The 24,863-nt window shown below is 60.9% G+C and carries 25 protein-coding genes; 14 read left to right on the forward strand and 11 right to left on the reverse strand.

Going from position 1 to position 24,863, the window contains the following annotated elements; genetic code table 11:
- Positions 1 to 32 precede the first annotated feature (32 nt).
- Positions 33 to 935: a LysR family transcriptional regulator gene (locus LRO94_RS07930; protein WP_099601501.1), complete on the forward strand. Its 903-nt coding sequence runs from the start codon at positions 33 to 35 to the stop codon at positions 933 to 935.
- On the opposite strand, the gene LRO94_RS07935 is transcribed toward LRO94_RS07930, so the two are convergent.
- Complete coding sequence (locus tag LRO94_RS07935) at positions 927 to 1,685, reverse strand: substrate-binding domain-containing protein (protein ID WP_122680432.1); 759 nt, start codon at positions 1,683 to 1,685, stop codon at positions 927 to 929. The two genes, LRO94_RS07930 and LRO94_RS07935, sit on opposite strands and share 9 nt — an antisense overlap.
- Positions 1,685 to 2,989, reverse strand: a complete 1,305-nt coding sequence (tcuC, locus tag LRO94_RS07940) for an MFS transporter (RefSeq protein ID WP_179179406.1) — start codon at positions 2,987 to 2,989, stop codon at positions 1,685 to 1,687. The genes LRO94_RS07935 and tcuC overlap by 1 nt, the downstream gene beginning before the upstream one ends.
- Before the next feature lie 197 nt (positions 2,990 to 3,186).
- On the opposite strand from tcuC, the gene LRO94_RS07945 reads away from it, so the two are divergent.
- The 3 genes from LRO94_RS07945 (at position 3,187) to LRO94_RS07955 (ending at position 4,772) form a co-directional block, all read left to right on the forward strand.
- On the forward strand, positions 3,187 to 3,333 hold the full coding sequence (locus tag LRO94_RS07945; protein WP_177434248.1) for a hypothetical protein: 147 nt from the start codon (positions 3,187 to 3,189) through the stop codon (positions 3,331 to 3,333).
- Between the two features lie 106 nt (positions 3,334 to 3,439).
- Positions 3,440 to 4,363, forward strand: a complete 924-nt coding sequence (locus LRO94_RS07950; RefSeq protein ID WP_032888674.1) for a LysR substrate-binding domain-containing protein — start codon at positions 3,440 to 3,442, stop codon at positions 4,361 to 4,363.
- A 46-nt stretch (positions 4,364 to 4,409) separates the two neighbouring features.
- Positions 4,410 to 4,772, forward strand: a complete 363-nt coding sequence (locus tag LRO94_RS07955; RefSeq protein ID WP_032888675.1) for a 5-carboxymethyl-2-hydroxymuconate Delta-isomerase — start codon at positions 4,410 to 4,412, stop codon at positions 4,770 to 4,772.
- Positions 4,773 to 4,775: 3 nt separating this feature from the next.
- Here the strand turns inward: LRO94_RS07955 and LRO94_RS07960 are convergent, their stop codons facing one another.
- From LRO94_RS07960 to LRO94_RS07975, 4 genes are all read right to left on the reverse strand, one after another.
- A complete protein-coding gene (locus LRO94_RS07960) occupies positions 4,776 to 5,711 on the reverse strand; it encodes a LysR family transcriptional regulator (protein WP_099601376.1) in 936 nt (311 codons plus the stop codon).
- Between the two features lie 137 nt (positions 5,712 to 5,848).
- Complete coding sequence (locus tag LRO94_RS07965) at positions 5,849 to 7,036, reverse strand: CynX/NimT family MFS transporter (protein WP_179179405.1); 1,188 nt, start codon at positions 7,034 to 7,036, stop codon at positions 5,849 to 5,851.
- A 237-nt stretch (positions 7,037 to 7,273) separates the two neighbouring features.
- A complete protein-coding gene (locus LRO94_RS07970; protein WP_233896975.1) occupies positions 7,274 to 8,716 on the reverse strand; it encodes an aldehyde dehydrogenase family protein in 1,443 nt (480 codons plus the stop codon).
- Complete coding sequence (locus LRO94_RS07975) at positions 8,713 to 10,338, reverse strand: 5-guanidino-2-oxopentanoate decarboxylase (protein WP_032888684.1); 1,626 nt, start codon at positions 10,336 to 10,338, stop codon at positions 8,713 to 8,715. Before LRO94_RS07975 ends, LRO94_RS07970 begins: the two co-directional genes overlap by 4 nt.
- 110 nt (positions 10,339 to 10,448) lie before the next feature.
- Between LRO94_RS07975 and LRO94_RS07980 the strand changes: the two genes are divergently transcribed.
- Complete coding sequence (locus tag LRO94_RS07980) at positions 10,449 to 11,327, forward strand: LysR substrate-binding domain-containing protein (RefSeq protein WP_179179404.1); 879 nt, start codon at positions 10,449 to 10,451, stop codon at positions 11,325 to 11,327.
- Positions 11,328 to 11,367: 40 nt separating this feature from the next.
- Here LRO94_RS07980 and LRO94_RS07985 read toward each other — a convergent pair whose 3' ends face one another.
- Positions 11,368 to 11,982: an NAD(P)-dependent oxidoreductase gene (locus tag LRO94_RS07985; RefSeq protein WP_122755734.1), complete on the reverse strand. Its 615-nt coding sequence runs from the start codon at positions 11,980 to 11,982 to the stop codon at positions 11,368 to 11,370.
- Positions 11,983 to 12,016: 34 nt separating this feature from the next.
- On the reverse strand, positions 12,017 to 12,883 hold the full coding sequence (locus LRO94_RS07990) for an MBL fold metallo-hydrolase (RefSeq protein WP_032888692.1): 867 nt from the start codon (positions 12,881 to 12,883) through the stop codon (positions 12,017 to 12,019).
- 107 nt (positions 12,884 to 12,990) lie between these two features.
- Between LRO94_RS07990 and LRO94_RS07995 the strand changes: the two genes are divergently transcribed.
- Entirely contained in the window at positions 12,991 to 13,896 is a 906-nt protein-coding gene (locus LRO94_RS07995) for a LysR family transcriptional regulator (protein ID WP_179179403.1), read from the forward strand.
- A 100-nt stretch (positions 13,897 to 13,996) separates the two neighbouring features.
- Complete coding sequence (locus LRO94_RS08000; RefSeq protein ID WP_163033154.1) at positions 13,997 to 14,173, forward strand: hypothetical protein; 177 nt, start codon at positions 13,997 to 13,999, stop codon at positions 14,171 to 14,173.
- Here the strand turns inward: LRO94_RS08000 and LRO94_RS08005 are convergent.
- The gene (locus tag LRO94_RS08005) at positions 14,166 to 15,044 is read right to left on the reverse strand and encodes a helix-turn-helix domain-containing protein (protein WP_032888697.1); all 879 of its coding nucleotides are present in this window, start codon (positions 15,042 to 15,044) and stop codon (positions 14,166 to 14,168) included. The genes LRO94_RS08000 and LRO94_RS08005 overlap by 8 nt on opposite strands.
- 189 nt (positions 15,045 to 15,233) lie before the next feature.
- On the opposite strand from LRO94_RS08005, the gene pobA reads away from it, so the two are divergent.
- Together pobA and LRO94_RS08015 are read left to right on the forward strand one after the other, a co-directional pair.
- The gene (pobA, locus tag LRO94_RS08010; RefSeq protein WP_179180089.1) at positions 15,234 to 16,418 is read left to right on the forward strand and encodes a 4-hydroxybenzoate 3-monooxygenase; all 1,185 of its coding nucleotides are present in this window, start codon (positions 15,234 to 15,236) and stop codon (positions 16,416 to 16,418) included.
- A 66-nt stretch (positions 16,419 to 16,484) separates the two neighbouring features.
- Complete coding sequence (locus tag LRO94_RS08015; protein ID WP_122752636.1) at positions 16,485 to 18,002, forward strand: MDR family MFS transporter; 1,518 nt, start codon at positions 16,485 to 16,487, stop codon at positions 18,000 to 18,002.
- A 78-nt stretch (positions 18,003 to 18,080) separates the two neighbouring features.
- Here the strand turns inward: LRO94_RS08015 and LRO94_RS08020 are convergent, their stop codons facing one another.
- Both LRO94_RS08020 and LRO94_RS08025 read right to left on the reverse strand, forming a co-directional pair.
- Positions 18,081 to 18,920, reverse strand: a complete 840-nt coding sequence (locus LRO94_RS08020; RefSeq protein WP_179179402.1) for a cache domain-containing protein — start codon at positions 18,918 to 18,920, stop codon at positions 18,081 to 18,083.
- A gap of 49 nt (positions 18,921 to 18,969) precedes the next feature.
- Entirely contained in the window at positions 18,970 to 19,743 is a 774-nt protein-coding gene (locus LRO94_RS08025) for a transporter substrate-binding domain-containing protein (protein ID WP_032888708.1), read from the reverse strand.
- A gap of 367 nt (positions 19,744 to 20,110) precedes the next feature.
- Here LRO94_RS08025 and LRO94_RS08030 point away from each other — a divergent pair, with 367 nt between their 5' ends.
- The 5 genes from LRO94_RS08030 to LRO94_RS08050 all read left to right on the forward strand — a co-directional run bounded on the left by LRO94_RS08030 (position 20,111) and on the right by LRO94_RS08050 (position 24,768).
- Positions 20,111 to 21,481 (forward strand): glutamine synthetase family protein, encoded by a 1,371-nt coding sequence (locus LRO94_RS08030; protein WP_095184092.1) that lies wholly within the window; start codon positions 20,111 to 20,113, stop codon positions 21,479 to 21,481.
- A gap of 101 nt (positions 21,482 to 21,582) precedes the next feature.
- Positions 21,583 to 22,182 (forward strand): class I SAM-dependent methyltransferase, encoded by a 600-nt coding sequence (locus LRO94_RS08035; RefSeq protein ID WP_032888714.1) that lies wholly within the window; start codon positions 21,583 to 21,585, stop codon positions 22,180 to 22,182.
- Positions 22,183 to 22,304: 122 nt separating this feature from the next.
- Positions 22,305 to 23,438 carry a ribonuclease D gene (gene rnd / locus LRO94_RS08040; protein WP_099601387.1) on the forward strand — a complete coding sequence of 378 codons (1,134 nt, stop codon included), beginning with the start codon at positions 22,305 to 22,307 and terminating at the stop codon, positions 23,436 to 23,438.
- Entirely contained in the window at positions 23,435 to 23,728 is a 294-nt protein-coding gene (locus tag LRO94_RS08045) for a YcgL domain-containing protein (RefSeq protein ID WP_032888718.1), read from the forward strand. The genes rnd and LRO94_RS08045 overlap by 4 nt, the downstream gene beginning before the upstream one ends.
- Before the next feature lie 107 nt (positions 23,729 to 23,835).
- Entirely contained in the window at positions 23,836 to 24,768 is a 933-nt protein-coding gene (locus LRO94_RS08050) for a D-2-hydroxyacid dehydrogenase (RefSeq protein WP_179179401.1), read from the forward strand.
- Positions 24,769 to 24,863 lie beyond the last annotated feature (95 nt).

Consider the following 24,863-nt stretch of genomic DNA (forward strand, 5'->3'; position numbering starts at 1 on the left):
CCGTCCATCCCGCTATTGACTGGCCGTTCTCCGTGATCATCAACTTCGACCTCAACGACCTCCAAGCCTTCCGCGCTGTGGTAGACAAGGGCAGTTTTCGCGGCGCCGCGGAGGCCATCCGTATCTCGCAACCGGCGCTCAGTCGGCGCATCGAAAAACTTGAATCCGCGCTTGATGTGAAGCTGTTCGAGCGCACCACCCGACGGGTCAGCCTGACGATGGTGGGCCGTGCATTCCTGCCGCAAGTCGAGCGCATGCTCGACGACCTCGACATCGCGCTGATGGGCATCAGTAACGTCGCGTCCACGCGCATGGGCGATGTCATCATCGCCTGCGTGCCTTCGACTGCGTACTACTTCATGCCTCACGTGATCTCCGAATTCCACAAGCTGTATCCAAAGATTCGCCTGCGGGTGCTGGATGCCAGTGCCGGTGAGGTGTGCAATGCGGTGGAAAATGGCGAGGCGGATTTTGGCGTGAGTTTCAGCGGCAGCCTGCCCGATGAAGTGGAGTTCGAACTGCTGCTGCAGGAGCGATACGTACTCGCCTGTCGCCGTGATCACCCGTTGGCCGAACGTGACAGCGTGACCTGGGCCGAAGCCTTTGAGCATGACTACATCACGGTGGACAAAACTTCGGGCAACCGCTTCCTGCTTGACCAGGCCTTGCGCGGCGTACGTGTGAAAAAACCGAGTGTCTGCGAGACGCACCACGTGACCACCATGATCGCGTTGGTGGAGGCGGGGTTGGGGGTAGCGATGGTGCCTTCGATTGCAATGCCGGCGTGCGCGCACCCGGTTCTGGTAAGCGTGCCGTTGGTGGAGCCGCAGGTGATGCGCAATGTGGGCTTGATCAAGCGCCGCGGGCGGACATTGCCGCCCGCGGCGCTGGAGTTGGAACGGTTGGTGCGGGAGATGCCGTTTCGGTCAGCGTGACACCGAGTCCAGGCCGGTGGATTGCACCAGCGGTTGCGCCTCGGGCGAGGCCAGGTACTTCAGCAACGCCTTGGCTTGGGTCGGGTGTTCGGCGTTCACCGGAATACCTGCTGCAAAACGCGTAACGGACTGCACGTCTTCGGGGATTTTGCCCACATAGGTCACGCCCGGTACGGGCAACAATTCGGCGACCTGCTGCAGACCCACTTCGTAGTCACCTTTGGCAACCTGTTCAGCCACCGGAATACGTTCGATCATCGTGCCCTTGGCCGGCATGCCGAGCTTCTTGAACAGCTCTTTCTCGACATACACACCGCTGGCACTGTCCGAGTACGCCACTGACTTGGCCTTGCTCAGCACTGCCTTCAGTTCTGCATCGGTGCCGATGGCGGGTTTCGCCGCGCCTTCCTTCACCACCAAACCAATCCGCGAGTCCGCCAGTTCCACGCGAGACGCCGGGTCGACCTTGCCTTGTTTGATCAAGTCATCCAGGGCGTAGCCGACCATGATCACCACATCGGCGTGTTCGCCCCTGGCCAGGCGGTTGGGAATCGCTTCCGGCGCCTTGCCCATGGACGGGCCGAGAATGGTATCGAGGGTGTCACCGCTTTGCTGGGCATACTGCGGGCCAAGCAACTTATAAGCGGCGGTGAAGCCACCGGAGGTCATTACCTTGAGCTCCTCGGCCTGGGCCGACAGCGCCAGCGCGCCGAGGGCCAAGGCCGCCAGTGTGTTGAGCAGAGGTCGCATCATACCGCCCCCTGCAGCATCTGCCCGCGAGTGTTGGCGCGGCGGTACAACGCCAGGGTCGAACACAGTGCGCACAGTGCGGCGAACATCATCCAGTAGGTCGGTGAGGCCTTGTCCCCGGTGATGTGGATGAACCAGGTGGAGATCGCCGGGGTGAAGCCACCGAAGATCGCGGTTGCCAGGCTATAGGCCAGGGAAAAGCCCGCCACGCGCACTTCCACCGGCATGATTTCGGTCAGCGCCGGGATCATCGCGCCGTTGTACATGCCATAGAGGAAGGAGAACCACAGCAGGGTTTCCAGCATATGGCCGAAGCTCGGTGCATTCACCACGTAAGACAGTGCTGGATACGCTGTAAGAACCGCCAGCGCTGTCATGGCGATCAGTACCGGCTTGCGGCCGAAGCGATCGCTGAGGGTGCCGCCGATGGGGAGCCATACAAAGTTCGACACGGCCACCAGCAACGTCACCAGCAGGGCGTCCGAGGTGCTCAGTTGCAGCACGGTCTTGCCGAAGGTCGGCGCGTACACGGTGATCAGGTAGAACGCGGTAGTGGTCATGGCCACCATCAGCATGCCGCCGATCACAACGGTCCAGTTTTTCACCAGGGTTGCCAGCACTTCGCGCATGGTCGGGCGATGCTTGCGGTTGGCGAACTCTTCGGTTTCCTCCAGGTTGCGACGCAGCACAAAGATAAACGGAATGATCACGCAACCGACGGCGAACGGAATGCGCCAGCCCCAGTCGGCAACCACCGACGGTTCCATCCACACGTTCAGGCCATAACCCAGCGCAGCGGCGACCACGATGGAGATCTGTTGGCTGCCCGACTGCCAGCTGGTGTAGAAGCCTTTACGGCCTGGGGTGGCCATCTCAGACAAGTACACCGACACCCCGCCCAGTTCCGCACCGGCCGAGAAGCCTTGCAGCAAGCGACCAAGCAACACCAGCAGCGGTGCCCACAGGCCAATGGTCTGATAACCCGGCACCAGCACGATCAGCAACGTACCGCTGGCCATGATCGAGAGGGTCACGATCAGCCCTTTGCGGCGACCGACGTCGTCGATGTAGGCACCGAGAATGATTGCGCCAAGTGGGCGCATCAGGAAGCCTGCGCCAAACACGGCGAAGGTCATCATTAATGACGCAAACTCATTAGCGGCCGGGAAGAACGCAGCCGCGATGTAGGTGGCGTAGAAACCAAACAGAAAGAAGTCGAACTGTTCGAGGAAATTGCCCGAAGTAACGCGGAATACCGCGCCAACTTTTGAGCGGGCAGAGTCGGGGCGGGAAGGGCTAGTCATGGTTTTGTGTCTCCAGCGTTCTTTTCAAAGTGCTTATTTCGCTTAAGACTATGGATAGTGGCTGACACATTTAGAAATGATAAGTGAAAATTTTGGGTTTATTGATGTTCAGGGATTATCAATCCCTGTGGCCGTCAAAATCTCTTTCCCTGTCCTATGCTTGAACAGGTGACCGATGCTTAAGGAAAGAGGTGGCTATGGGTAACGAACAAAACCGGCGCGATGAACCAGAGCGTGAGCAACCCCAGCGGCAGCGCGAAGAGGAAAAGCCGCAGACCTGGAAGCATCCGGACGACGGTACGGAGCTTTCCGAGCGCGATCAGGAGTTTCCGCTCAAGCCCTGAGCAACCTGTCCGCCTGTGATGCTGACTTATCGGCAATTAAGCGCATAGACGGCGTGCGCCGCGCTTTCTACACTGCGACCTGTCTTGGTGAAACGGGCAGGCGCCGATGAATCGCAATGAATTACGCAAGGCCGACATCAATCTGATGGTGGTCTTCGAAGCACTGATGCTTGAGCGCAATGTGACGCGGGTGGCCGAGAAACTTTTCCTCGGCCAGCCGACCATCAGTTCGGCCCTGAACCGTTTGCGTACCTTGTTCAACGACCCATTGTTTATTCGTGTTGGCCATCGCATGGAGCCCACCGCGCGCGCTGAGGAAATCATTCAGCATCTGTCCCCGGCCCTCGATTCCTTGTCGTCGGCCTTGAGCCTGACCCACGATTTTGACCCGTCCATCAGCACCATGACGTTTCGCATCGGTCTGTCCGACGATGTCGAGTTCGGCCTGTTGCCGCCGTTGCTGCGCGCGCTGCGCCAGGAAGCGCCCCAAGTGGTGTTCGTGGTGCAGCATGTCGATTATTGGCGCATCCCTGACCTGCTGGCGTCTGGCGATATCACCGTTGGCATCACCCAGACCCGTGGCCTGCCGGCGAATGCCAAGCGCAAGTTGCTGCGCCATATCCGTCCGCGACTCCTGCGCGCGGATGCCTCGGACACACCGCTGACCCTGGACGAATATTGCTCGCGGCCCCATGTGCTGGTGTCTCACACCGCCAACGTGTCGGGTTTTGCCGATGAGTGGCTGGCCGAGATTGGCCGTAAGCGCCACGTGGTTTTATCGGTACCGCAATACAGCGCGTTGCCGGCGTTGCTGGCCGGCACCGACCTCATCGCCAGCCTGCCGGACTACACCGCCGAAGCCATGGCGGTGTCGGGCAATCTGTTTTGTGAGCCGTTTCCGTTCGAGACACCGACGTTGGACTTGTCCATGGTTTGGCTCAGCCATGTGGACACCGACCCCGCCGAGCGTTGGGTGCGGTCGAGACTGGAGGCGTTCATGAGCGATAGAGGGTTGGGCGGCAAGGCGTGACGCTATATATTCAAGAATCTTCCTACAACAAGCCTCGGAGCAACCCATGCCGCATCTGCACCTGGAATACACCGCCAACCTGACAGACCTGACCGTCGATAAAACCCTGTTGCGGCTCAACAATGTGCTAATGGCGTCCGGGCAATTCGGCTCCGAGTTCGATATCAAAAGCCGTGCGGTGAAGCTTGAGCATTTTCAGGTAGGTACCTCCCTCAATCCGCGCGGATTTATTGCGGTGAAGCTGTCATTGCTCAGCGGGCGTTCGCCGCAGGTCAAGCAGCAGCTGTCGGAAAGCCTGCTGGCGGTGTTGCAGGACCTTAGCCCGTGGCCCGAAGGCGTGCAGGTACAACTGAGCGTTGAACTGCGCGACATGGACCGCGATGCCTATAGCAAAGTCGCTATCGGCTAAGGCTTACAACAAGCCCTGATCGGCACATACCTTCACCACCTGCTCGCGAAACCAGGTATTGGCACTGTCCTGTTCACTGGTTTCGTTCCACTGCATATCAAGGGTGAACCCCGGCAACCCGTTGGGCGCCTCGCAATGGCCGAACACCGGCTCTGGCGCCAGTAGCTTTTGCACGCGGCGGGGCAGGGTGAGGATAAAGTCGGTGCCGGTGATCATCTTCAATGCCGCGCTGTAGCTGTTGGCACGGGCGACCACTTGGCGCTTGTGGGCCTGGCGCGCCAGCCAGCCGTCGATCATGTTGGTGTCGGAGGTCCACGGCGTGGGGAATACATGTCGCCGTTCGACGAAGGATTGCAGGCTGAATGCTGGCTCCCTGGGCGCTGAGCGTTTATCGAAGACACACACCAAATCGTCCTCCAGCAGCATCTGGGTCTTGAAGTCTTTGTGGGCGCGATGAAAATGCGGGCCGAAGCAGATCACCAAGTCCAGACGGCCTTCGCGCAGGTCATCGGCGGGGATGTCGGTTTCCAGCTTCTGCACATTGACGATCACCGGCAAGTCGGCCCGGTCGAAGGTTTTCAGCAGGCGCGGCAGGATCAACTGTTCGAAGTATTCCGGTGCACATACGTTGAAGGTCACGGCTTTTTGCGTGGGGTCGAAGGCCTGGCCACCGGCGTGGCACAGGTTGATGCTTTCGAGGATCTTCTGCACATGGCCGTACATGGTGGTGGCCTTGTACGTAGGACGCATGCCCGCTCGGGTGTTGATAAACAGCTCGTCTTCAAAGCTGGTGCGCAGCTTCTTCAGGCTGTAGCTCACGGTGGACTGGCTGACGAACAGCGTTTCGGACACCTCGGTAACGCTGCTCTGGTCGTAGACGGCGATAAACACCATCAAGTCCTGCATATCGAGTTTTCTGAGCAAGTTACTGTTTAACATCGGTTTCGTCCGTAAACCCTTTGTACCGAACTCAGTACAAGACAGCCCAAAAGCTTAACGGAACGTGCGTACCAATAGAAAGCTCTGTAGGGCGTTTCTATGTTTGCAGTGGGACAAATACTGTTTGCAACACGACCTCAGCGGATATGTTGCGCGTAATGCCTCGGGTTGAAGCGCGTGACGATCAGCAACATCAATACGATCACCGCCGTCAGCGACCACCAGGCCCATTCGAAACTGCCCAGTTGGTCACGGATCATCCCGGCGATCAGCGGCGACAGGCCGGCAATCAGGTAGCCGATGCCTTGCACAAAGGCAGTGAGGCCACCGGCACGGCGCGGGTTGTCCAAGTGATCGAGGGACAGGATCAGGCTCATGGGGAACAGGCCGCCGATGCCCAGGCCGAGCAGGCACGGCCACAGCAAACTGAGGGATTGCGGGCTGAGGATCAGGCCGCAGAAACCGATGATGATCAGCACCAGCAGCACGGCTACCACGCCGCGTTTGTCCTGGCGGCGGTTGGCGATGGCGGGGGTGATCAGGCCAGACACCACTTCCATGGCGGTCAGAAAGCCCAGCAGCAGACCGGCGTCCTGCTCGCTCCAGCCTTGCTCCACGTAGTACGGCGCCAGCCACGCGAGTACACATGTGTAGGACGCAGTGCCCAAACCAAAAAAGATCGCCAGCAACCAGGCGCGGCGATTGCCGAAAAATGATTCCTGCGGGCCAGAACCGGCCTCGGGTAATGGCGGCATTACCGAGCGCTGGGCGTACCAGAACACCAAGGCGAGCAACGCCAGCACAGCCCAGATCGCCAGGCCGATACGCCAACTGCCGGTGTGCGTTTGCACGAAGGGCGAGAACGAAGCCGCCAGCGCCGCGCCACCCATGATGGCGGTGACGTACAGGCCCATGAACAGTGAAACGTTATCGCTGAAGCGCGACTTGATCAGCGCCGGCATCAACGCCTGGATCATCGCAATACCGATCCCCGCCGCAATCGCGCTGACGATCAGCTCCAGCGCCGAATCCAGGAACAACCGCGACAGCGTTGCCACGCCGATCACCAGCAGCGACAGGAGAATGCTGCGGTGTTCACCAAAACGCTTGGCCAAGCCCATGCCAAAGAACATCGCCATGCCCATGGTCATGACCGGCAACATGGTCAGCAACGCCGCGCTGCTGAAACTCAACGGCACATCGCCACGAATCGAAGACAACAACGGCCCCACAGCAGCCATCGACGGGCGCAGGTTAAGGGCGACCAGCACCACGCTGATCATCAGCCAAACGGCAGTGGTGGGTTTTGCGTAAACGTTTTCCATGGGCCTGCCTTGAGTGAACAAGGGTGAATCAGGCCACGCATGGGGCAAGTGGGCAAATGAGAAAGTCGCAGGCACTATCTAAAAATTGCAGTTCCCACAAACACCGCAAATCAAGATGTGGGAGGGGGCTTGCCCCCGATAGCCGTGTTTCAGTCTAAGCATCTGTAACTGATCCACCGCTATCGGGGGCAAGCTCCCTCCCACAGGGGTTCACCTTCTACAGCAGGGGCTGCAGTGTCAGTTAGACCGAATGACGTGCTTTATCTCCTGAAACGCCGCTAACCCCCAAGGCCCCAGCTCGCGTCCGATGCTGCTCTGCTTGTAACCCCCCCACGCCGTCTGCGGGAAGATCACCTGCGGCGCGTTGATCCATACCAGTCCGGCCTGCAGGGCATTTGCTACTCGCTCGGCGCTCTCCACATCGGTGCCCACCACACTGGCCACCAGGCCGAAATCGCTGTCGTTGGCCAGGGCAATCGCCTCATCTTCAGTTGCGAAACTTCGTACACACAGCACCGGGCCGAAGATTTCCTCGTTCCATAACGCACTGTCCAACGGCACAGCGGTAAACACGGTCGGGCGGATGAAATAACCCCTGGCCAGATCCGCCGGACGTTCACCGCCACACAGCAACCGCGCGCCGTCCTCGATGCCTCGCTGGATATGCCCCAATACCCGCTGATACTGCGCACGGTTGATCAGCGCGCCCATTTCCACGTCCTCAGCAAACGGGTCAGCCACGCGAATCCCTTCAGCCCGCGCCCGCAAGCGTTGCAGGAATTCGTCCGCCAAGGTGTCGGCCACCAGCACGCGGCTGGTGGCAGAACACATCTGCCCGGCGTTGAAAAATCCACCGCCGCAGGCCAGTTCCACGGCCAAGTCGAGGTCAGTATCTGCCAGCACCAGCAACGAAGATTTGCCGCCCAGTTCCAGACTGACGCCCTTGATGGTTTCGGCGGCGCGTTGCATCACCTGCACGCCCACCGCATTACTGCCAGTAAAGGAGATTTTCGCCACACGACGGTCCGCTGCCAGCGGTGCACCGACCGCCAGGCCCGTGCCGCAGACCAGGTTGAACACGCCTGCGGGCAGCCCGGATTCGGCGATGATTCGCGCCAATTGCAGCTCTGCCAGGGGCGTGACTTCCGACGGCTTGAGCACCACGCAGCAACCGGAGGCGAGGGCGGGGGCGAGTTTCCAGGCGGTGGTCACCATGGGGAAATTCCACGGCACGATCAGCCCCACTACGCCACACGGCTCGCGGCGCAGGCGAGCGCTGAACTCATCGCTGGGCAGTGCCACCGGCCGGTCTTGTCCGGCGTCCAGGTCCTCGGCAACACCTGCGTAGTACTCGAAGGTGGCGATCACGTCGTCCACATCGATGCCCGCCTCAAACAGCGGTTTGCCGTTGTTGCTCGACTGCAGGTGCATTAAGGCTTCGCGCTGTTCGCTTACCCCTTGGGCGATTTTGCGTAATAGGGCGCCGCGCTCACGGCCGGTGCTTTTTGACCAGCCGGCAAACGCCCGGCTGGCGGCATCCACTGCCTGGGTCACGGCAGCCATGTCCCCTACGCTGACCTGGGCCAAGCGGGATTCGGTCGCCGGGTTGATCACCTCCAGCACGTCGTGGCCAGCACGCCATTCGCCGTCGATATACACACCGTTCAATACTGCGTTCATACCGCGACCTCCTTCATCCAAAGCTCTTGGTCAATTTCAATCAGCGTCGGCCCCTGTCGATCAGAGGCGGCCAGCAATGCGTTGCGTAACGGCTCGATGCCCTCGATGCGTTCAGCCGCGCAACCCAGCGCCTTGGCCACGCCGACAAAATCCGGTGTGTAGATGTCCACGCCGACCGGTTCGATGGCGCGGTTGACCATGTATTTCTTGATCTCCTCGTAGCCCTGGTTATTCCACAGCAACACGATGATCGGCGTGCGTGCCTCCACCGCGCTGGCCAGTTCCGGCAGGCTGAATTGCAGTCCGCCGTCACCGATCAGGCACACCACCGGTTGCCCATCGCCGCGCCCCAGCCAGGCGCCGATCGCGGCGGGCAAGGCGTAGCCCAAGGTGCCGTAGCCGGTAGAGGAGTTGAACCAGCGGCGTGGGTGGTCGAGGTTGAGGGTGAGGTTGCCGCTGTACACCGGTTGGGTGGAGTCGCCCACCATGACGGCGCCGGGCAACGTCTCCAGGATCGTACTGAGGAACAGGGTTTGCGCACGGGTGGCGGCGTCCCAGGATGGGGCCAATTCAGCCCACAAACGCGCGACGCGTTGGCTGCCCCAGTCGGTGTTGCGCAGGGGTAACTCCTTGCTGTCCAACTCGGCCAGCACGGCTTCGGTGGCGATCTGCGCATCGGCTACTAAGGCGACGTGAGGTGTGTAGTTGCGCACGGTCTGGTCCGGGTCGATGTCGATGCGCAGCAGTGCGCCGGGAATTTCAAACCCGCCCGCGAAGGTCACGTCGTAATCGGTTTCCGCAAGCTCTGTGCCGATGGCCAGCACCACATCGGCTTCGGCGACTAATGCGCGGGTGGCGACCAAGGTCTGGGTGGAGCCGATCAGCAACGGGTGCGCGGCGGGCAGCATGCCTTTGGCGTTGATGGTCAGCGCCACTGGCGCACCGAGGGTTTCGGCGAGGCGGGTCAGCGCGGGCGCGGCATCGATGGCGCCGCCGCCGGCGAGAATCAACGGGCGCTTGGCGCACGCCAGCAACTGAGTCATCTGCTTGATCGCCGAGGGTGCGGCACCGGCGCGCGTGACGCTGATCGGCTTGCTGCCCAGCAGTGCGTCGGCGTTTTCCACCAGCACATCCAGCGGGATCTCGATATGCACCGGCCGCGGACGGCCGGCCTGGAACAGTGCAAATGCCCGTGCCAGCACCGCGGGCAACTCCGCCGCCGACATCAAGGTGTGGGAGAACGCCGCCACGCCCGCGATCATCGCGCTCTGGTTCGGCAGCTCATGCAACTTGCCGCGCCCGCCGCCCAACTGGCTGCGTGATTGCACGCTGGAGATCACCAACATCGGGATCGAGTCGGCATAGGCCTGGCCCATGGCCGTGGTGATGTTGGTCATGCCTGGGCCGGTGATGATGAAACACACGCCGGGCTTGCCGCTGGTGCGTGCATAACCGTCCGCCATAAACCCGGCCCCTTGCTCGTGGCGCGGGGTGACGTGACGGATGCTGGAACGGGCCAGGCCGCGGTACAACTCCACGGTGTGCACGCCGGGGATGCCAAACACCTGTTCAACGCCATAGCCTTCCAGGAGCTTCACCAACACTTCGCCGCAGGTCGCCATACAAGTCGCTCTTGTTATTGATTCGAGGCGGTATTGGAACGGCTGGCCCGTAGCGGCAACAATCGATAAAAAGTCATACTAGCCATGTCCTCACGTCATGGCTGAGCCCGATGAAACGTCTTCCTCCACTGCCCGCGCTGCACACTTTCTGGGTCACGGCCCAGTGTTGCAACTTCACCCGCGCCGCCGAGCAACTGCACATCACTCAGGGTGCGGTCAGCCGGCAGATTGCCGGGTTGGAAAGCCACTTGGATTACGCGCTGTTCCAACGCCAGGCACGGGGCTTGAGCCTGACCGAAGAGGGGCGCGAGTGGTCAGTGCGTGCGCAGCAGGTATTTGGTTTGCTCGGTGATGCGGTGGAGCAGATCGGCAGTCGCCGCCAGACCCTGCAACTCAAGGCCTCCACCTGTGTGATGCGCTGGTTGCTGCCGCGCTTGATGCAGTGGCAAAAGGAGCGCCCGGACGTGCCGGTGGAACTCACTACCACTGTGGCTTACACCGTGGACTTTCGCCGCGAGCAGTTTGACGCAGCGGTGATCTACGCACCCATCGCCGAACAATCAGCCGAGGCGCGGCATTTGTTCGATGAGCAACTTACGCCCGTTTGCGCGCCGGGGTTATCGGATGGCTTGCACACGCCGCAAGACTTGCAGCACCAGGTGCTGCTGCATCCCGCGCGGGATGAGCGGGACTGGGCGTTATGGTTGAAGGCTGCTAACACGCGCTTGAGCAATTTGAGCCAGGGCCATCATTTCGAAACGCTGGACTTGGCGATGACGGTAGCCTCCCAGGGTTCCGGGGTGGCGATAGGCGACAGTGCGTTGATTGGCGAGGATGTGAAGGCGGGGCGGTTGGTGATGCCGTATGAACTGCGGGTACAGACGGGGATGGGGTATTACCTGGTGTATCCGCCGGGGACGACGCCGTCGACCGGGCTCGAAGCTCTGATGGATTGGTTAGTCAGCCAGGCACAATCTCCAGAACACTGAAGGGCAAATGTGGGAGGGGGCAAGCCCCCTCCCACAAATGTCAGTAACCGACGGTGAAACGCTGGCGCGAGTGCTTCGGTGTTTCCACTTCGTCAATCATCGCGATGGCATAGTCGGCAAAGCTGATCGAGCTTGTACCTTCGCTGCTCACCAGCAAATCATCCTGGCCCAGGCGGAATTTACCGGTGCGCTCGGTGCCATCGAACAGAGCCGATGGCGACAGGAAAGTCCAATCCAGTTCTTGTTCCTGACGCAGGGTTTCAAGGAATTCAGCTCCTGCGCTGGCCTCTGCCTTGTACTCAGCAGGGAAACCTTCGCTGTCGATCACGCGACCGCCACCCGGCAGCAACAGCGAACCCGCACCGCCCACCACCAGCAAGCGTTTGACACCGGCCTTTTTCACCGGCCCGATCACGGCGCTGGCGGGCAGGGTGGCGAAGTGCGCGGCACTGATCACCACGTCGTTGCCGCTGATGGCCTGTTGCAGGGCATCGGCGTCCAACGCGTCCACTTGTTTGATAGTGACGTTCGGGCGCGCTGCCATTTTGTCGGTGTTACGCGCGATGGCGGTCACGCTGTGCCCACGACGCAACGCTTCTTCCAGCAATTGGCTGCCGGCACGGCCCGTAGCCCCAATGATTGCGATCTTGCTCATGACGTTCTCCAGTACGGTTAAGGTTTGAGAGTTTTCACCACTTCATTTCGCCCTTGGCGACTTTCGCGCTCAGCTCCAGGGAGCTTTCGTCCGCCAGGGTGGGGTAACGCTTTTTCATGGCCGCGATGAGGGCGGCGGAGTCTTTGGCCTTGGAGGTTTCTACGTCGAAGGCCTTGATGTAGTCGGCAGTAAAGGTGACCGACGCCACGGACGGCGTACCCAGGTAGTGACCCGGAATCACGGTACGCGGTTTCAGGTTTTCGATGCGTTGCAGGGTGGCCAGCCAGTCTTTGTGGGATTGCGCGCCCTGGGTATCTGCCATCCACACATGGATGTTTTGGGCAACCACGACGCCACCGACCACCGCCTTGATCGACGGGATCCACACAAAGCTGCGATCCGGCTGCGGGCCGTCCAGGCCGATAACGTCCAACTGTTTCCCTTCAAGGGTCAGGCTATTGCCTTGCAGCACCTGTGGCACGATGGTTTTAGCCGGTTTGTCGGCGCCCATTTTCGGGCCCCAGAACTCAAGTTTGCCGGCCACGGTGGCGTTGATGTGGTCGACCACCGGTTGCGGAGCCAGCACCTTGGCGTCCGGGAACGCGGCCGTCAGGGTGTCGAGGCCAAAGTAGTAATCCGGATCGCCATGGCTGATGTAAATGGTGGTCAGGTGTTTGCCGCTGGCGCGGATCTTTTGCACCAATTGCTCGGCCTGGCCCTTGCCGAATTGCGCGTCCACCAGGATCGCGTCTTTGGCGCCGCTGACCAGCACCGAGGTCACCGGGAAGATCGCCGCTTCGCCAGGGTTGTACACGTCGAGGGTCAAGTCGGCCGCAGAGGCATGGGCCGCAAAGGCCAGGGCGGCGGTGGCTAGGGTCATGCGCTTGAGGGTTGAAAGCATTGGGCAGCTCCAGCAATTGGTTCAAAGGATGCACAGAGCTTAGTTGCACTAAACGAGACTAAAAATGCGATGCTGGAACATAGTTTGTTTCTGAAATCGGGCAAATCATGGATCGTCTTCAAGCAATGCGCGTGTTTGTCACCGTGGTGGACCTGGGCAGCCAGTCCGCCGCCGCGGACCATCTGGACCTGTCGCGGCCGGTCGTATCGCGTTACCTCGCCGAGTTGGAAGACTGGGTCGGCGCGCGCCTGCTGCACCGCACCACGCGCAAACTTAGTCTTACGGCGGCGGGCGGTGAGACCTTGCCGCGCTGCCGCCAATTGCTGGAGTTGTGCGGAGACATGCAGGCCGCCGTCAGTGAGCCCGATGACGCGCCCCGTGGCCTGCTGCGCCTGAGTGTCAGCACCTCGTTCGGCCAGGCGCAATTGGCCGAGGCGATTGCCGAGTACGTCAAACGCTACCCTTTGGTCACGGTCGACCTGCAAATGCTCGATCGCACGGTGAATCTGGTGGACGAGCGCATCGACCTGGCCATCCGCACCAGCAATGACCTGGACCCGAACCTGATCGCACGGCGCCTGACCGTCTGTCGCTCGGTGGTCTGCGCCACCCCCGCGTATCTGCGCGAGCATCCGGCCCCACAAAAAGTCGAAGACCTGGCCCGGCACAACTGCCTGACCCACTCGTATTTCGGCAAAAGCCTGTGGCATTTCGAAGAAAGTGGCGAGCACGTGTCGGTGCCGGTGCACGGCAATATCACCGCCAACGAGGCGAGCACGCTGCTACGCCTGACGCTGGCCGGCGCTGGGGTGGCGATGTTGCCCAGCTACCAGGCCGGCGATCACATCCGACGTGGTGAGCTGGTGCGCCTGCTGCCCCACGCCGAACCCCGGCAGATGAACATCTACGCGGTCTACGCCTCACGCAAACACATGCCGTCGGCGTTGCGCAGCCTGCTGGATTTTCTGGTGGTGAAGTTCCCTGAAGAGCCGGCGTGGGACATCGGTCTCTGAGGCGACATAACCCTGTTGAATGTCGTCCAATAATGGCAACTCGCCCTGACTGGCCTATGCTTTAAACAGCGTCATGTAGATCCGTCCAGAGGTCTCTGTCATGAGCATAAAAACCAGAAAGTACCTGATGATTTTCACTCTCTGCGCCTTGGCCAGCGCACTGTACGGGACTGCCGCCTACCGTGTGGAGCAGACCCGTATGCAGCCGACCTTTGCGATCAGCTGCAACCAGGACCAATGTGTCCCCCACACCGGCAGTTTCAGTGCGCTCAGGTAGTGGTCGATTCGGCCTTGAGTTGCTCGCGAAACGCCTTGGGTGAGAATCCGACCCGGCGGCGAAACAGCCGGGAAAAGTTAGTCGGGTCGGAAAACCCCAACACTTCCGACATTTCATTGATGGTCATGCTGGTGTAAGTCAGCAGGCGCTTGGCTTCCAGCAACTGGCGGTCATGCATGATCTGCAGGGCGGGCTGGCCACCGAGTTCCCGACATGTCCCATTCAGATGTGAGACCGAGATACCCAGCTTGTGGGCCAGATCCTCAATCTTTGGGTGCTCACGGTAGTGCTGTTCGACCAATTGGGTAAACCGCCGGAAATACTCGCGGCCTCTTGGCGCGCGCGGATGGCAACGCTGGATGGCCTGACGGCTGATCCACACCAGCAGCACGCTGACCAGGGCGTGCATCATCATGTCCCGGGCCGGTTGCTCTTCTGCATATTCGTCCTGCAGGCGGGCGAATTGGCTATTGAGGTAGTCACTGTCCTTGCCCGCCGGGTAACTGCCCAGGGTCTGCAAACCGCCGGCCGTTGCGCCCAGTTGGGCCTGCAAGTGGCTCACGAGTGGCGCCGAGAGTGTCACTACATAACCTTCGACATCTTCGGCAAAGCGAAACCCATGCACGCACAACGGCGGCAATATCTGCAGCGTGGCTTCGTTGAGCGTGGTGCGCTGACCTTCTATTTCCAGTTGAGCCTGGCCTTTGTGCACGTACAACAACTGGCACAGATCCGCGTGCCGGTGGGGCTGGATTTCCCACTGGTATTCCCGGCTGCGGCGGGAAATGGTTTCGCAGTGCAACAAATCGGGGGTCGGCCATTGCTGGTTTTCCCCGTAAAGCTTGAAGACCGGAATCGCGGTGTTGGTCATGGTTTCAATCCGATACTCAGGACGGTTGTGCGGTAATCGCCCAAATTGGCAAAAAGCGCAGGGTTTGTCGCAGTTTTCACCTTCTTATGCCAAGCACTCAAGTGAAAAATGTCAGCCACAAGACCAATGACAACTCTTTCACTCAATCCGTTCGAGTGGAACTTGCGGGCCATAAAAATAATGAAAACGCTGAAAACCCAAGTCGCCATTATCGGCGCCGGTCCTTCCGGACTGTTGCTCGGCCAACTGCTGCATAACGCCGGCATCGAGACCTTTATTCTAGAGCGCCAGAGCGCTGACTACGTGCAAGGCCGCATCCGCGCCGGGGTGCTGGAGCAAGGCATGGTCGACCTGCTGCGCCAAGCCGGCGTTAGCCAACGCATGGATGCCGAAGGCCTGGTACATGATGGCTTCGAGCTCGCGCTCGACGGACATCTCACCCATATCGACCTGAAGGCGCTGACCGGCGGCCAATCGGTGATGATCTACGGCCAGACCGAAGTCACCCGCGACCTGATGGCCGCCCGCGCGGCTGCCGGCGCGGTCACACTCTACGACGCGCGTGACGTGCAGCCCCATGATCTCAAAAGTGATCGACCCTGGCTGACCTTCGAACACCAGGGCGAGACGTTCCGTCTGGAATGCGACTACATCGCCGGCTGTGATGGCTTCCACGGCGTGGCGCGTCAGTCGATCCCCGCTGAATCACTGAAAATCTTCGAGCGCGTGTACCCCTTTGGTTGGCTGGGCATTCTCGCCGACACCCCGCCGGTGCACGAAGAACTGGTGTACGCCAAACACCCCCGCGGCTTTGCCCTGTGCAGCATGCGATCGCCGACCCGCAGCCGCTATTACCTGCAAGTGCCGGCTGAAGAACCGTTGGATGAATGGTCGGACGCACGCTTTTGGGCTGAGCTGAAAACCCGCCTGCCCAGCAGCCTGGCCGAGCAGTTGGTCACCGGGCCGTCGATTGAAAAGAGCATCGCGCCGTTGCGCAGTTTTGTGGCTGAACCGATGCAGTACGGGCGTCTGTTCCTGCTGGGTGACGCTGCGCATATCGTGCCGCCCACCGGCGCCAAGGGCCTGAACCTGGCGGCCAGTGATGTGAGTACGCTATTTAGGATCATGCTCAAGGTGTATCGCGAGGGGCGCGTGGATTTGTTGGAGCGCTATTCCGCCATCTGCCTGCGCCGGGTGTGGAAGGCCGAACGGTTTTCCTGGTGGATGACCTCGATGCTGCATCAATTCCCGGAGGCGGACGGCTTCAGCCAGCGCATTGCCCAGAGCGAACTGGAGTACTTCATCCACTCCGAAGCCGGGCGCAAAACCATCGCGGAAAATTACGTCGGGCTTCCTTACGAGGCTATCGAATAGCCTGCTATCGTATTGAGCATTGCCGTGGGCCGACTTTTCCCACGGGCCTTGCTTGAAGGTTCTGTCGTGACTCAGCTCAATCAGCCCGCGCCACCGCTTCCCGCGGTGCGCAGTATTCTCGCCTCGTTGATGATGGCGATCTTCCTCGGCGCACTGGACCAGACCATTGTCGCCGTGTCCATGCCCGCTATCTCCGCGCGGTTCCACGACGTCAACCTGCTGGCCTGGGTGATCTCCGGCTACATGGTGGCAATGACAGTGGCGGTGCCTATCTACGGCAAGCTCGGCGACCTGTATGGGCGCCGGCCAATGATGCTGATCGGCATGGGCTTGTTCACCGTGGCGTCGCTGTTTTGCGGCATGGCGCAAAGCATGGAGCAGTTGGTGCTGGCACGGGTGCTCCAGGGGATTGGCGCTGGCGGCATGATCTCGGTGAGCCAAGCGATCATCGGCGACATTATTCCGCCCCGTGAACGTGGGCGTTATCAAGGCTATTTCAGCAGCATGTACGCAGTGGCCAGCGTGGCCGGTCCGGTGTTGGGCGGCTACATGACCGAGTACCTGTCGTGGCGTTGGGTATTCCTGATCAACCTGCCGCTGGGCGCCGGTGCCTGGTACTTGGCCCATCGCACCCTGGTGGGGCTGCCTGTGCCGCAGCGCAAGCCGATCATCGATTACCTCGGCACCGTGTTGATGATCGTTGGCCTGACCGCCCTGTTGCTGGGTATCACCGAAATTGGTCAGGGTCATCATTGGCGTGACAGTGGGGTGCTGGGGCTGCTGGCCTGCGCGCTGGTGGCATTGACGTTGTTCGTGTGGCACGAGCGCCGTGCGCGGGAGCCGTTGCTGCCGATGCACTTGTTTGCCAACCGCAGCGCGGTGCTGTGTTGGTGCACGGTGTTCTTCACCAGCTTCCAGGCGATTTCCCTGACGGTGCTGATGCCCCTGCGCTTTCAGACCGTGACCGGAGGCGGGGCCGACAGTGCCGCCTTGCACTTGTTGCCACTGGCCATCGGCTTGCCCATCGGCGCGTATTCCGCAGGGCGCATGACCTCGGTGACCGGGCGTTATAAACCGATGATCCTTGGCGGCGCACTGTTAAGCCCGCTGGCGATCCTGGGCATGGCCTTCAGCGCGCCCCAGAACGTAGTGCTTACCGGCGTGTTCATGTTGTTGTGCGGGATCGCCGGTGGGATGCAATTCCCTACCTCCCTGGTGGGCTCGCAAAACTCGGTGGAACAGCGCGACATTGGCGTCGCCACCAGCACCACCAACCTGTTCCGTTCCCTTGGTGGTGCGGTGGGCGTGGCGTGCATGTCGGCGCTGCTGCTGGCGTTGTTGCAGGATTCGAGCTTCGCTCACTTGGCCAGCGGTTCGCTGGTGGCCGAGGGCAGCTCCGGCAATGTGCTGTTGGATGGCCTGAACGCCGCTCCCGGCCCGGCGCAAGATGCACTGCGCGGGGAGCTGGCGGTGACGTTCCGACATTTGTTGATGGTGAGTGCGGCGGTCTCGTTGCTGGGGTTGGCGGCAGCGATTGCGATGCCGAACCGGGTGCTGCGCGGTCGGGAAGATAAAGTTAAGTAACTGACACGATAGCGATCAAAGTGTGGAAGGGGGCAAGTCGAACCGCCCCTCCCACATTTGACTGCATTCCAGTCCAGATCACGGGCTGTAGTAACCCACCGCAACCATGAAATGCCCGGCCTTGCGCACATAGGCATGCTTGTTCTCAACCTTGTCGGTCACCGGGTTTTTCCAGCGGTACTTGTATTCCCCCTGGTCCTGCTCCGCCATCAACTTGAGGATCGGCTCGCCCACCGGCTTGCCGTCCGGGTCCTTGATCTTGCTGAAGTCAGTGTTGACCAGCCGCAGGTTGGTGCCGTGCGCCACGTAACGTTGGGTGTTCAGGTCCACCACAAACACGTAGAGGTCATCCTGTAGGAAGCCGCCTTGCAATGAGTTGATGGCCTTGAGCGTACCGGGTTCATCCTTGAGCAGCGCGTTGACCGCTTTGTTGCGCAAGGCTCGCGCCTGTTCCGGCGTGGCCCGTGGAAGGTAGTAGCCCACGGCCAGGATGCGATCCCCCACCCGCTGATAAAACACATGTTTGCGCTCTACCTTGCCGTCGTTCCAGTTCTGCCAACGGTAATCGGCCTGCTGGATACCCTGGTCTTCAGGCACCTTGAGGGCATCCTTGAATGACTGGCTCAGGTCCGGCCCCAATACCTCGTTAACGTCCCGGCCGATCAACGCGGAGGAGGGGCCGCCACTGGCCAGTAGCACGCCCTTGGTATCGATCACGAACACATAACGGTCCTGGTCGATAAATTCCCCCTGGCGGCTGAACACGGCGAGGGCTTTGTCGCCATTGGTCTTGTAGTAAGCCAGGGCTTTTTCCAGCAGGGCCTTGGCCGCCTGGGCGTCCTCATCCTGAGTCGTTTCGGCGTGCACCTGGCTGAAACACAACAGCAGCAGCCAGGTGATGCGGAGCAATCCCTTCATGTTCCGTCCTCGTTCTTATTGGTGTGACAAGAGCGTAGTCGGCCTTAGCTCACGGCGCTGCCAACCATTGGTCGACAATGCCCTGGTACACACCGGTCGCGACACTCAGGTGCAACCACTGGTCGACATAGCTTTTCCAGGCCACATCATCGCGGGGCAGCAAAAAGGCCTTTTCGCTGTACTGCATTTGCCGCTCAGGGTTGACCGCGCACAGCCCGGGCTTCTGCTTCTGCTGGTAACGGGCTTCGCTGGCGTCGGTGATCATTACGTCCGCCTTGCCGGCGAGCAGTTCGTCGAAGATGGTCACGTTGTCGTGCAGGCGGATCTGCGCCTGGCCCAGATGGGCGCGGGCAAACACTTCATTGGTACCGCCCGCCGGTTCGATCACGCGCACCTGTGGCTGGTTGATCTGCTCGACGGTCTGGTAGCGCTGTACATCGGCGCAGCGCACCAGCGGGATCTTGCCGTCAACGCCGAGGGACTGGCTGAAAAAGGCTTTTTTCTGACGCTCCAGCGACACCGAAATACCGCCCACGGCGATATCGCAGCGTTGGGCGAGGAAGTCCGGCATCAGGGTTTTCCAGGTGGTGGGTACCCAGGTGATTTTCGCATTGAGGCTCTTGGCCAGGGACTCGGCCATGGCAATGTCGATGCCTTCATAAGTGCCATCTGCGCGCAGCTTGGTGTAGGGCGTGTAGTCGCCGGTCGTGCACACGCTGAGGGTGCCGCGCTGGAGCACGTCGTCGAGGCGTGACGGGGCAGTGTCGGCCAGGGCGCTGGTGGCCAGGCTCGCAAGTACACACAGGGCGAAGGGAGCTTTCATGCGGTCGAGTCCTTGGGGCATGGTCGGGGGCGGTCATTATTTCCAGCGCGGGGCAGGGTGGCAAGGCGTGGCGAATGTTTAGCGTGGGTGTAACCAAACTCCGTCATCCCTGAATTTAATAGCGTATCCAGGCGTGTGAGGCTGCGGGCATCTTCATCACCGTGATTCTCCCATGGACGGTTCCGCCGCCACCCACCTCGCGACACTGCCGTCCATACTGGCGTTCTGGGCGCTGTTCCACTGTCGGCATGCGCGCCCGCCGGATGCCTTTCTCCTACGTTGATCTACCCCATGGATGACGCGGCCCCCTGCGCATCTGCCCGGCAGCGCCTGTGCGCCTGCCTGACGAACACGTATGAGAAACCCAATGAGCGATTTCGCGCGCCTGCAAGAAGCCCAGTCCTTCCTTGAGCAACACCCGGACATCGAGATGTTCGAGCTGTTTATCCTCGACAACAATGGTGTACCTCGCGGCAAGTTGCTGCACCGCGATGAACTGCTGGCGGTGTATGAAAGCGGCCGGCCCCTGCCCAGTACCATCCTCGGCCTGACCATCAATGGCGACGACGTGGAGAACTCCGGTCTGGTGTGGGAGGTGGGAGACATCGACTGCCGCGCCTATCCGGTCAGTGGCAGCCTGCAACCTATGCCGTGGCGGTTGATCCCGACCGCAGCGGTGCAAGTCAGCATGCACCCCACCGAAGGTTTGCCCGCCACCGTGGCCGACCCTCGGCATGTGCTGGCGAAGGTCATCGACGGGCTTAAAGCCGATGGCTATTACCCGGTGATGGCCGCCGAACTGGAGTTCTACTTGCTGGACCAGAAGCCCGACAGCCACGGCCGCCCGCAACCTGCGCGGGATGTGGACGGTGGTCGCCCACGCTCGACCCAGGTCTACGGCCTGCGCGAACTGGAGCAGATCGAACCCTTCCTCGCCGACCTGTATAGCGCCTGCAAGCTCCAAGGCATACCGGCGCGCACGGCGATCTCCGAATACGCTCCCGGCCAAGTGGAAATCACCCTGGAACACCGCGCCGACGCCCTGCAAGCCATGGATGAAGCGGTGCGCTACAAGCGTCTGGTCAAGGGCGTGGCACACAAACACGGGATGGCTGCCTGCTTCATGGCCAAGCCCTTCGACGACCTGGCGGGCACCGGCATGCACATGCACGTCAGCCTGGCGGATGCCCAAGGCAATAACCTGTTCGCCAGCGAGGCTGCCGACGGCACGCCGCTGTTGCGCCAGGCCGTGGGTGGCATGCTCAGCACCTTGCTTGATTCGCTGCTGATGTTTTGCCCCAACGCCAACTCCTATCGCCGCTTCCAAACCAACAGCTATGCGCCCCTGGCCGCCACGTGGGGCGTGGACAACCGCACCGTCAGCCTGCGCGTGCCCGGTGGCCCGGCAAATTCCCGGCATATCGAACACCGCATCTGCGGCGCTGACGCCAACCCATACCTTGCAGCTGCCGCGATCTTGGCGGGTATTCATCGCGGGATCCGCGAACAGCGCGACCCGGGCGCACCAGTGGAAGGCAACGGCTACGCCCAGGCCACGGAATTTCTGCCCACCGACTGGCTCACCACCCTGCGCGCGCTGGAAGCTTCAAGCTGGGCGCGCGAGACGTTTGGCAGTGAGTTCCTGGGGGTGTACCTGGCGGTGAAACGCGCTGAGTATCGGCAGTTCATGGGCGAGGTGGGCGAACAGGATTGGCGTTGGTATCTGCATCAAGCCTGAATGGATTGAAGGGCGTGGAGGCTTCGACCTTTTTTTCACGTTGCGGTGGTTAAGCTGCGAATCAAGGTCGTTCACCACTGTTTAAATCCAATGAGCCCGTGATGTCGCCACAACCACCATCCTCCATCGAGATCGAATACGCAGAGCGCTGTGGCCTTGAACATGCCAAGGTCTGTGCGGACACGCGCCCACCCGGAATGCTGCGGCGCCTTGCGTCATGGCGCGACGAGTGGTTGGTTCGCCACGCACTCAAGGTTGCCGGCGAACCGGGGCTGATCCTCGACCTGGCCTGCGGCTCGGGACGGTTCTGGCCGGTATTGGCCGAGCATATCAACCGGGTGATCCTTGCCTCGGACAACTCCCAGGACATGCTCGATCACGCGCGCACCCACCATCCGGCGACGCTGCTAAAGCGGATCAAAACCTTTCAGGGTTCGGCGTTTTCCATCGGTTTGTCGGCGAATGCGGTGGACTGCATCTTTTGCCTGGAGTTATTTCGCCATGTGCCCAGCAGCGAAGGACGTCTGGCGTTGCTGCGGGAGTTTCACCGCGTCAGCCGCGATACGGTGATTGTCTCGGTCAATTCGCGAACGGCGGTAGACGACGAGTTTCGTCAGGCTGGCTTCAAGGTCCTGAACCAGCAGGAATTCATGCCAGGCTCCAGCCTGTGGCGCGTCTATGTGCTTCGTAAGAAAGGATAACTCTGGCCTGTAGGGCTATTCTTCATCCCCTGTCTGAGTTTTCATGGTTGCCAGTGCACTGCGGATGCTCGCTAGCCTCTTTCGCGATATATACTGCGCGCCATTCTTCAAGGGAGAGCCGTGTGGCCATCGATATTCACTGGATCTGCGACAACGATAGCCTCGGCCAGCATTGCGCCGAATGGCAGCAGTTGCCATTCGTCGCCCTCGACACCGAATTCATGCGGGTCGACACCTTTTATCCCATTGCCGGGCTGATCCAGATTGGTGATGGCGTACGCGCTTACCTGATCGATCCCCTGACCATCGACAACTGGAAACCCCTCGCCGAGCTGCTGGAAAACCCAGCCGTGATCAAGGTGGTGCATGCCTGCAGCGAAGACTTGGAAGTGTTGCTGCGCCTGACTGGCAGCCTGCCAGTGCCGTTGTTCGACACCCAATTGGCCGCCGCTTACCTGAATCTCGGTTTCTCCATGGGCTACTCGCGCCTGGTACAAGCCGTACTCGACATCGAGCTGCCCAAGGGCGAGACCCGCTCGGACTGGCTGCAGCGGCCGTTGTCCGAAACCCAGATCAGCTACGCCGCCGAAGACGCGGTACACCTGGCCGAGGTCTACATTCGCCTGCGGCCGCAGCTATCAGACGATAAATATGCCTGGGTGCTGGAAGATGGCGCCGAACTGGTGGCCAACCTGCGCCGGGAAGTCGACCCGTACGAGGTGTACCGCGACGCCAAGCTGGCGTGGAAACTGTCCCGCGCCCAACTCGCCGTACTGCGTGAACTGTGCGCCTGGCGCGAGCAGCAAGCCCGCGCCCGTGACCTGCCGCGCAACCGCATCGTTCGTGAACACTCGTTGTGGCCCCTGGCCAAATCCCAGCCGGATAACCTCGCCGCCCTGGGCAAGATCGAAGACATGCACCCGCGCACCGTGCGTCAGGATGGCCAGTTCCTACTGGACCTGATCAAACGTGCCGGCAGCGTGCCTGCGGACCAATGGCCGCCGGCTGTGGCTGAACCGCTGCCGGTGGATGCCGCCACGCTGATCAAGCAACTGCGCGCCCTGGGCCAGACATTCGCCGAACGCCTGGAGATGGCGCCGGAACTGATGCTGCGCAAGAAAACCCTCGAAGCCCTGGTTAAAAGTGGCTACCCCGATGGGCCTTATAAATTGCCAGACTCGCTGCGTGGCTGGCGCCGCGAGTTGATGGGCCAGGCGCTGCTCGACAGCCTGGCCACTGCCGGAGAACAGCCTTGAAACGTATTTGCTCCATCTACCGCAGCTTGAAAAAAGACGGCATGTACCTCTACGTGCTCAAGAGCGATGCACTTGAGCGCGTGCCGGAGCCATTGATGGTCGCCTTCGGCAAGCCGCACCACGCTTTCGACATGGTGCTGACACCAGAGCGCAAGCTGTCGCGCGAAGACATCGTCGTGGTCCTGGAAAACCTCGATAAGCAGGGCTACCACCTGCAAATGCCGCCGGCCGAGGACGAGTACATCGAACACTTGCCCGAAGAGCTGCTGCGTCGTAACGACCCGATGTAATCGGTCAGTGCCCGCTTCAGGGCACAGGTTTCAATGGAATCGTATTAGTGGGCGGTGGCCGTAAGGAAGCGGGCGGCCGTCTGCACTGTTTTTGAAAGGTTTGAACCATGCGTGTTCTGATTGCTGAACAGGATCACCCGCTCTACGCCCAACTGCTCAATGACGTGGCGCCGGACCTTGAGGTGCTCACCAGTGGCGACTCGGCCGAACTGTCTCGTCTGGCCGCCGATTGCCCGGTCTGGCTTGGCCAACCGGACCTGCTGGCCACTCTGTTGCGCCAGGGCCACCAACCACAATGGCTGCAATCGACTTGGGCCGGTATCACGCCCCTGCTGGCCGAAGGCTTGCCCCGCGACTATCGCTTGACCCGCGCCGTCGGTATTTTTGGCCAGGTCATGGCCGAGTTTGTCCTCACTTATATGCTCGGCCACGAACGCGAAGTACTGGCGCGGTTGGTCAGCCAGGTCGAGCGCAAGTGGGACAGCCGCACCGGCCAGAGCCTGGCGGGGCGTAAGGTGTTGATCGTGGGCACCGGCGATATTGGCCAGAGTGTGGCTGAGTTTCTGGTGCCGTTTGGCGTCAAGCTGTATGGCATTGCCAGTACTGAGCGTGAGCAGGCCCCGTTTATCGAAGTGGCCGGGCTTGATCAGCTCGGGCGTCTGGTCGGTGAGGTGGACTATGTGATCAACCTGCTGCCCAACACGCCGAACACCCATGACCTGTACGACGCCGCGCTGTTCAAGCAATTCAAACCGACGGGCTTGTTTATCAATGTCGGCCGTGGTGTGGCGGTGGTGGATGCTGATCTGGTCGAAGCCCTGAAGGAAGGGCACCTGGCCGGCGCAGTGATCGACGTATGTCGCCAGGAGCCACTGCCGCAGCGTCATCCATTCTGGACCGCCTGGGGGTTGCTGTTGACCGGGCACAGTTCCGCACCCACATCGCCGCCGATGATGGTGGAGTTGTTCTTGGAAAATATCCGCGCGTATAAGGCCAAGCAGGCATTACGCGGAGAAGTGGATTTCGAGCGCGGGTACTGACGCCACCGCGCCGCTCGCTAGGCCTACATAAAACCTGACAGTCAGGATGGAACCGCATTGACGGCGCGTTCCACCCAAGGGCCGCAAAGGGCGCA

The sequence above is a fragment of the Pseudomonas sivasensis genome (genome assembly GCF_021391435.1).
GTDB lineage: Bacteria > Pseudomonadota > Gammaproteobacteria > Pseudomonadales > Pseudomonadaceae > Aquipseudomonas > Aquipseudomonas sivasensis.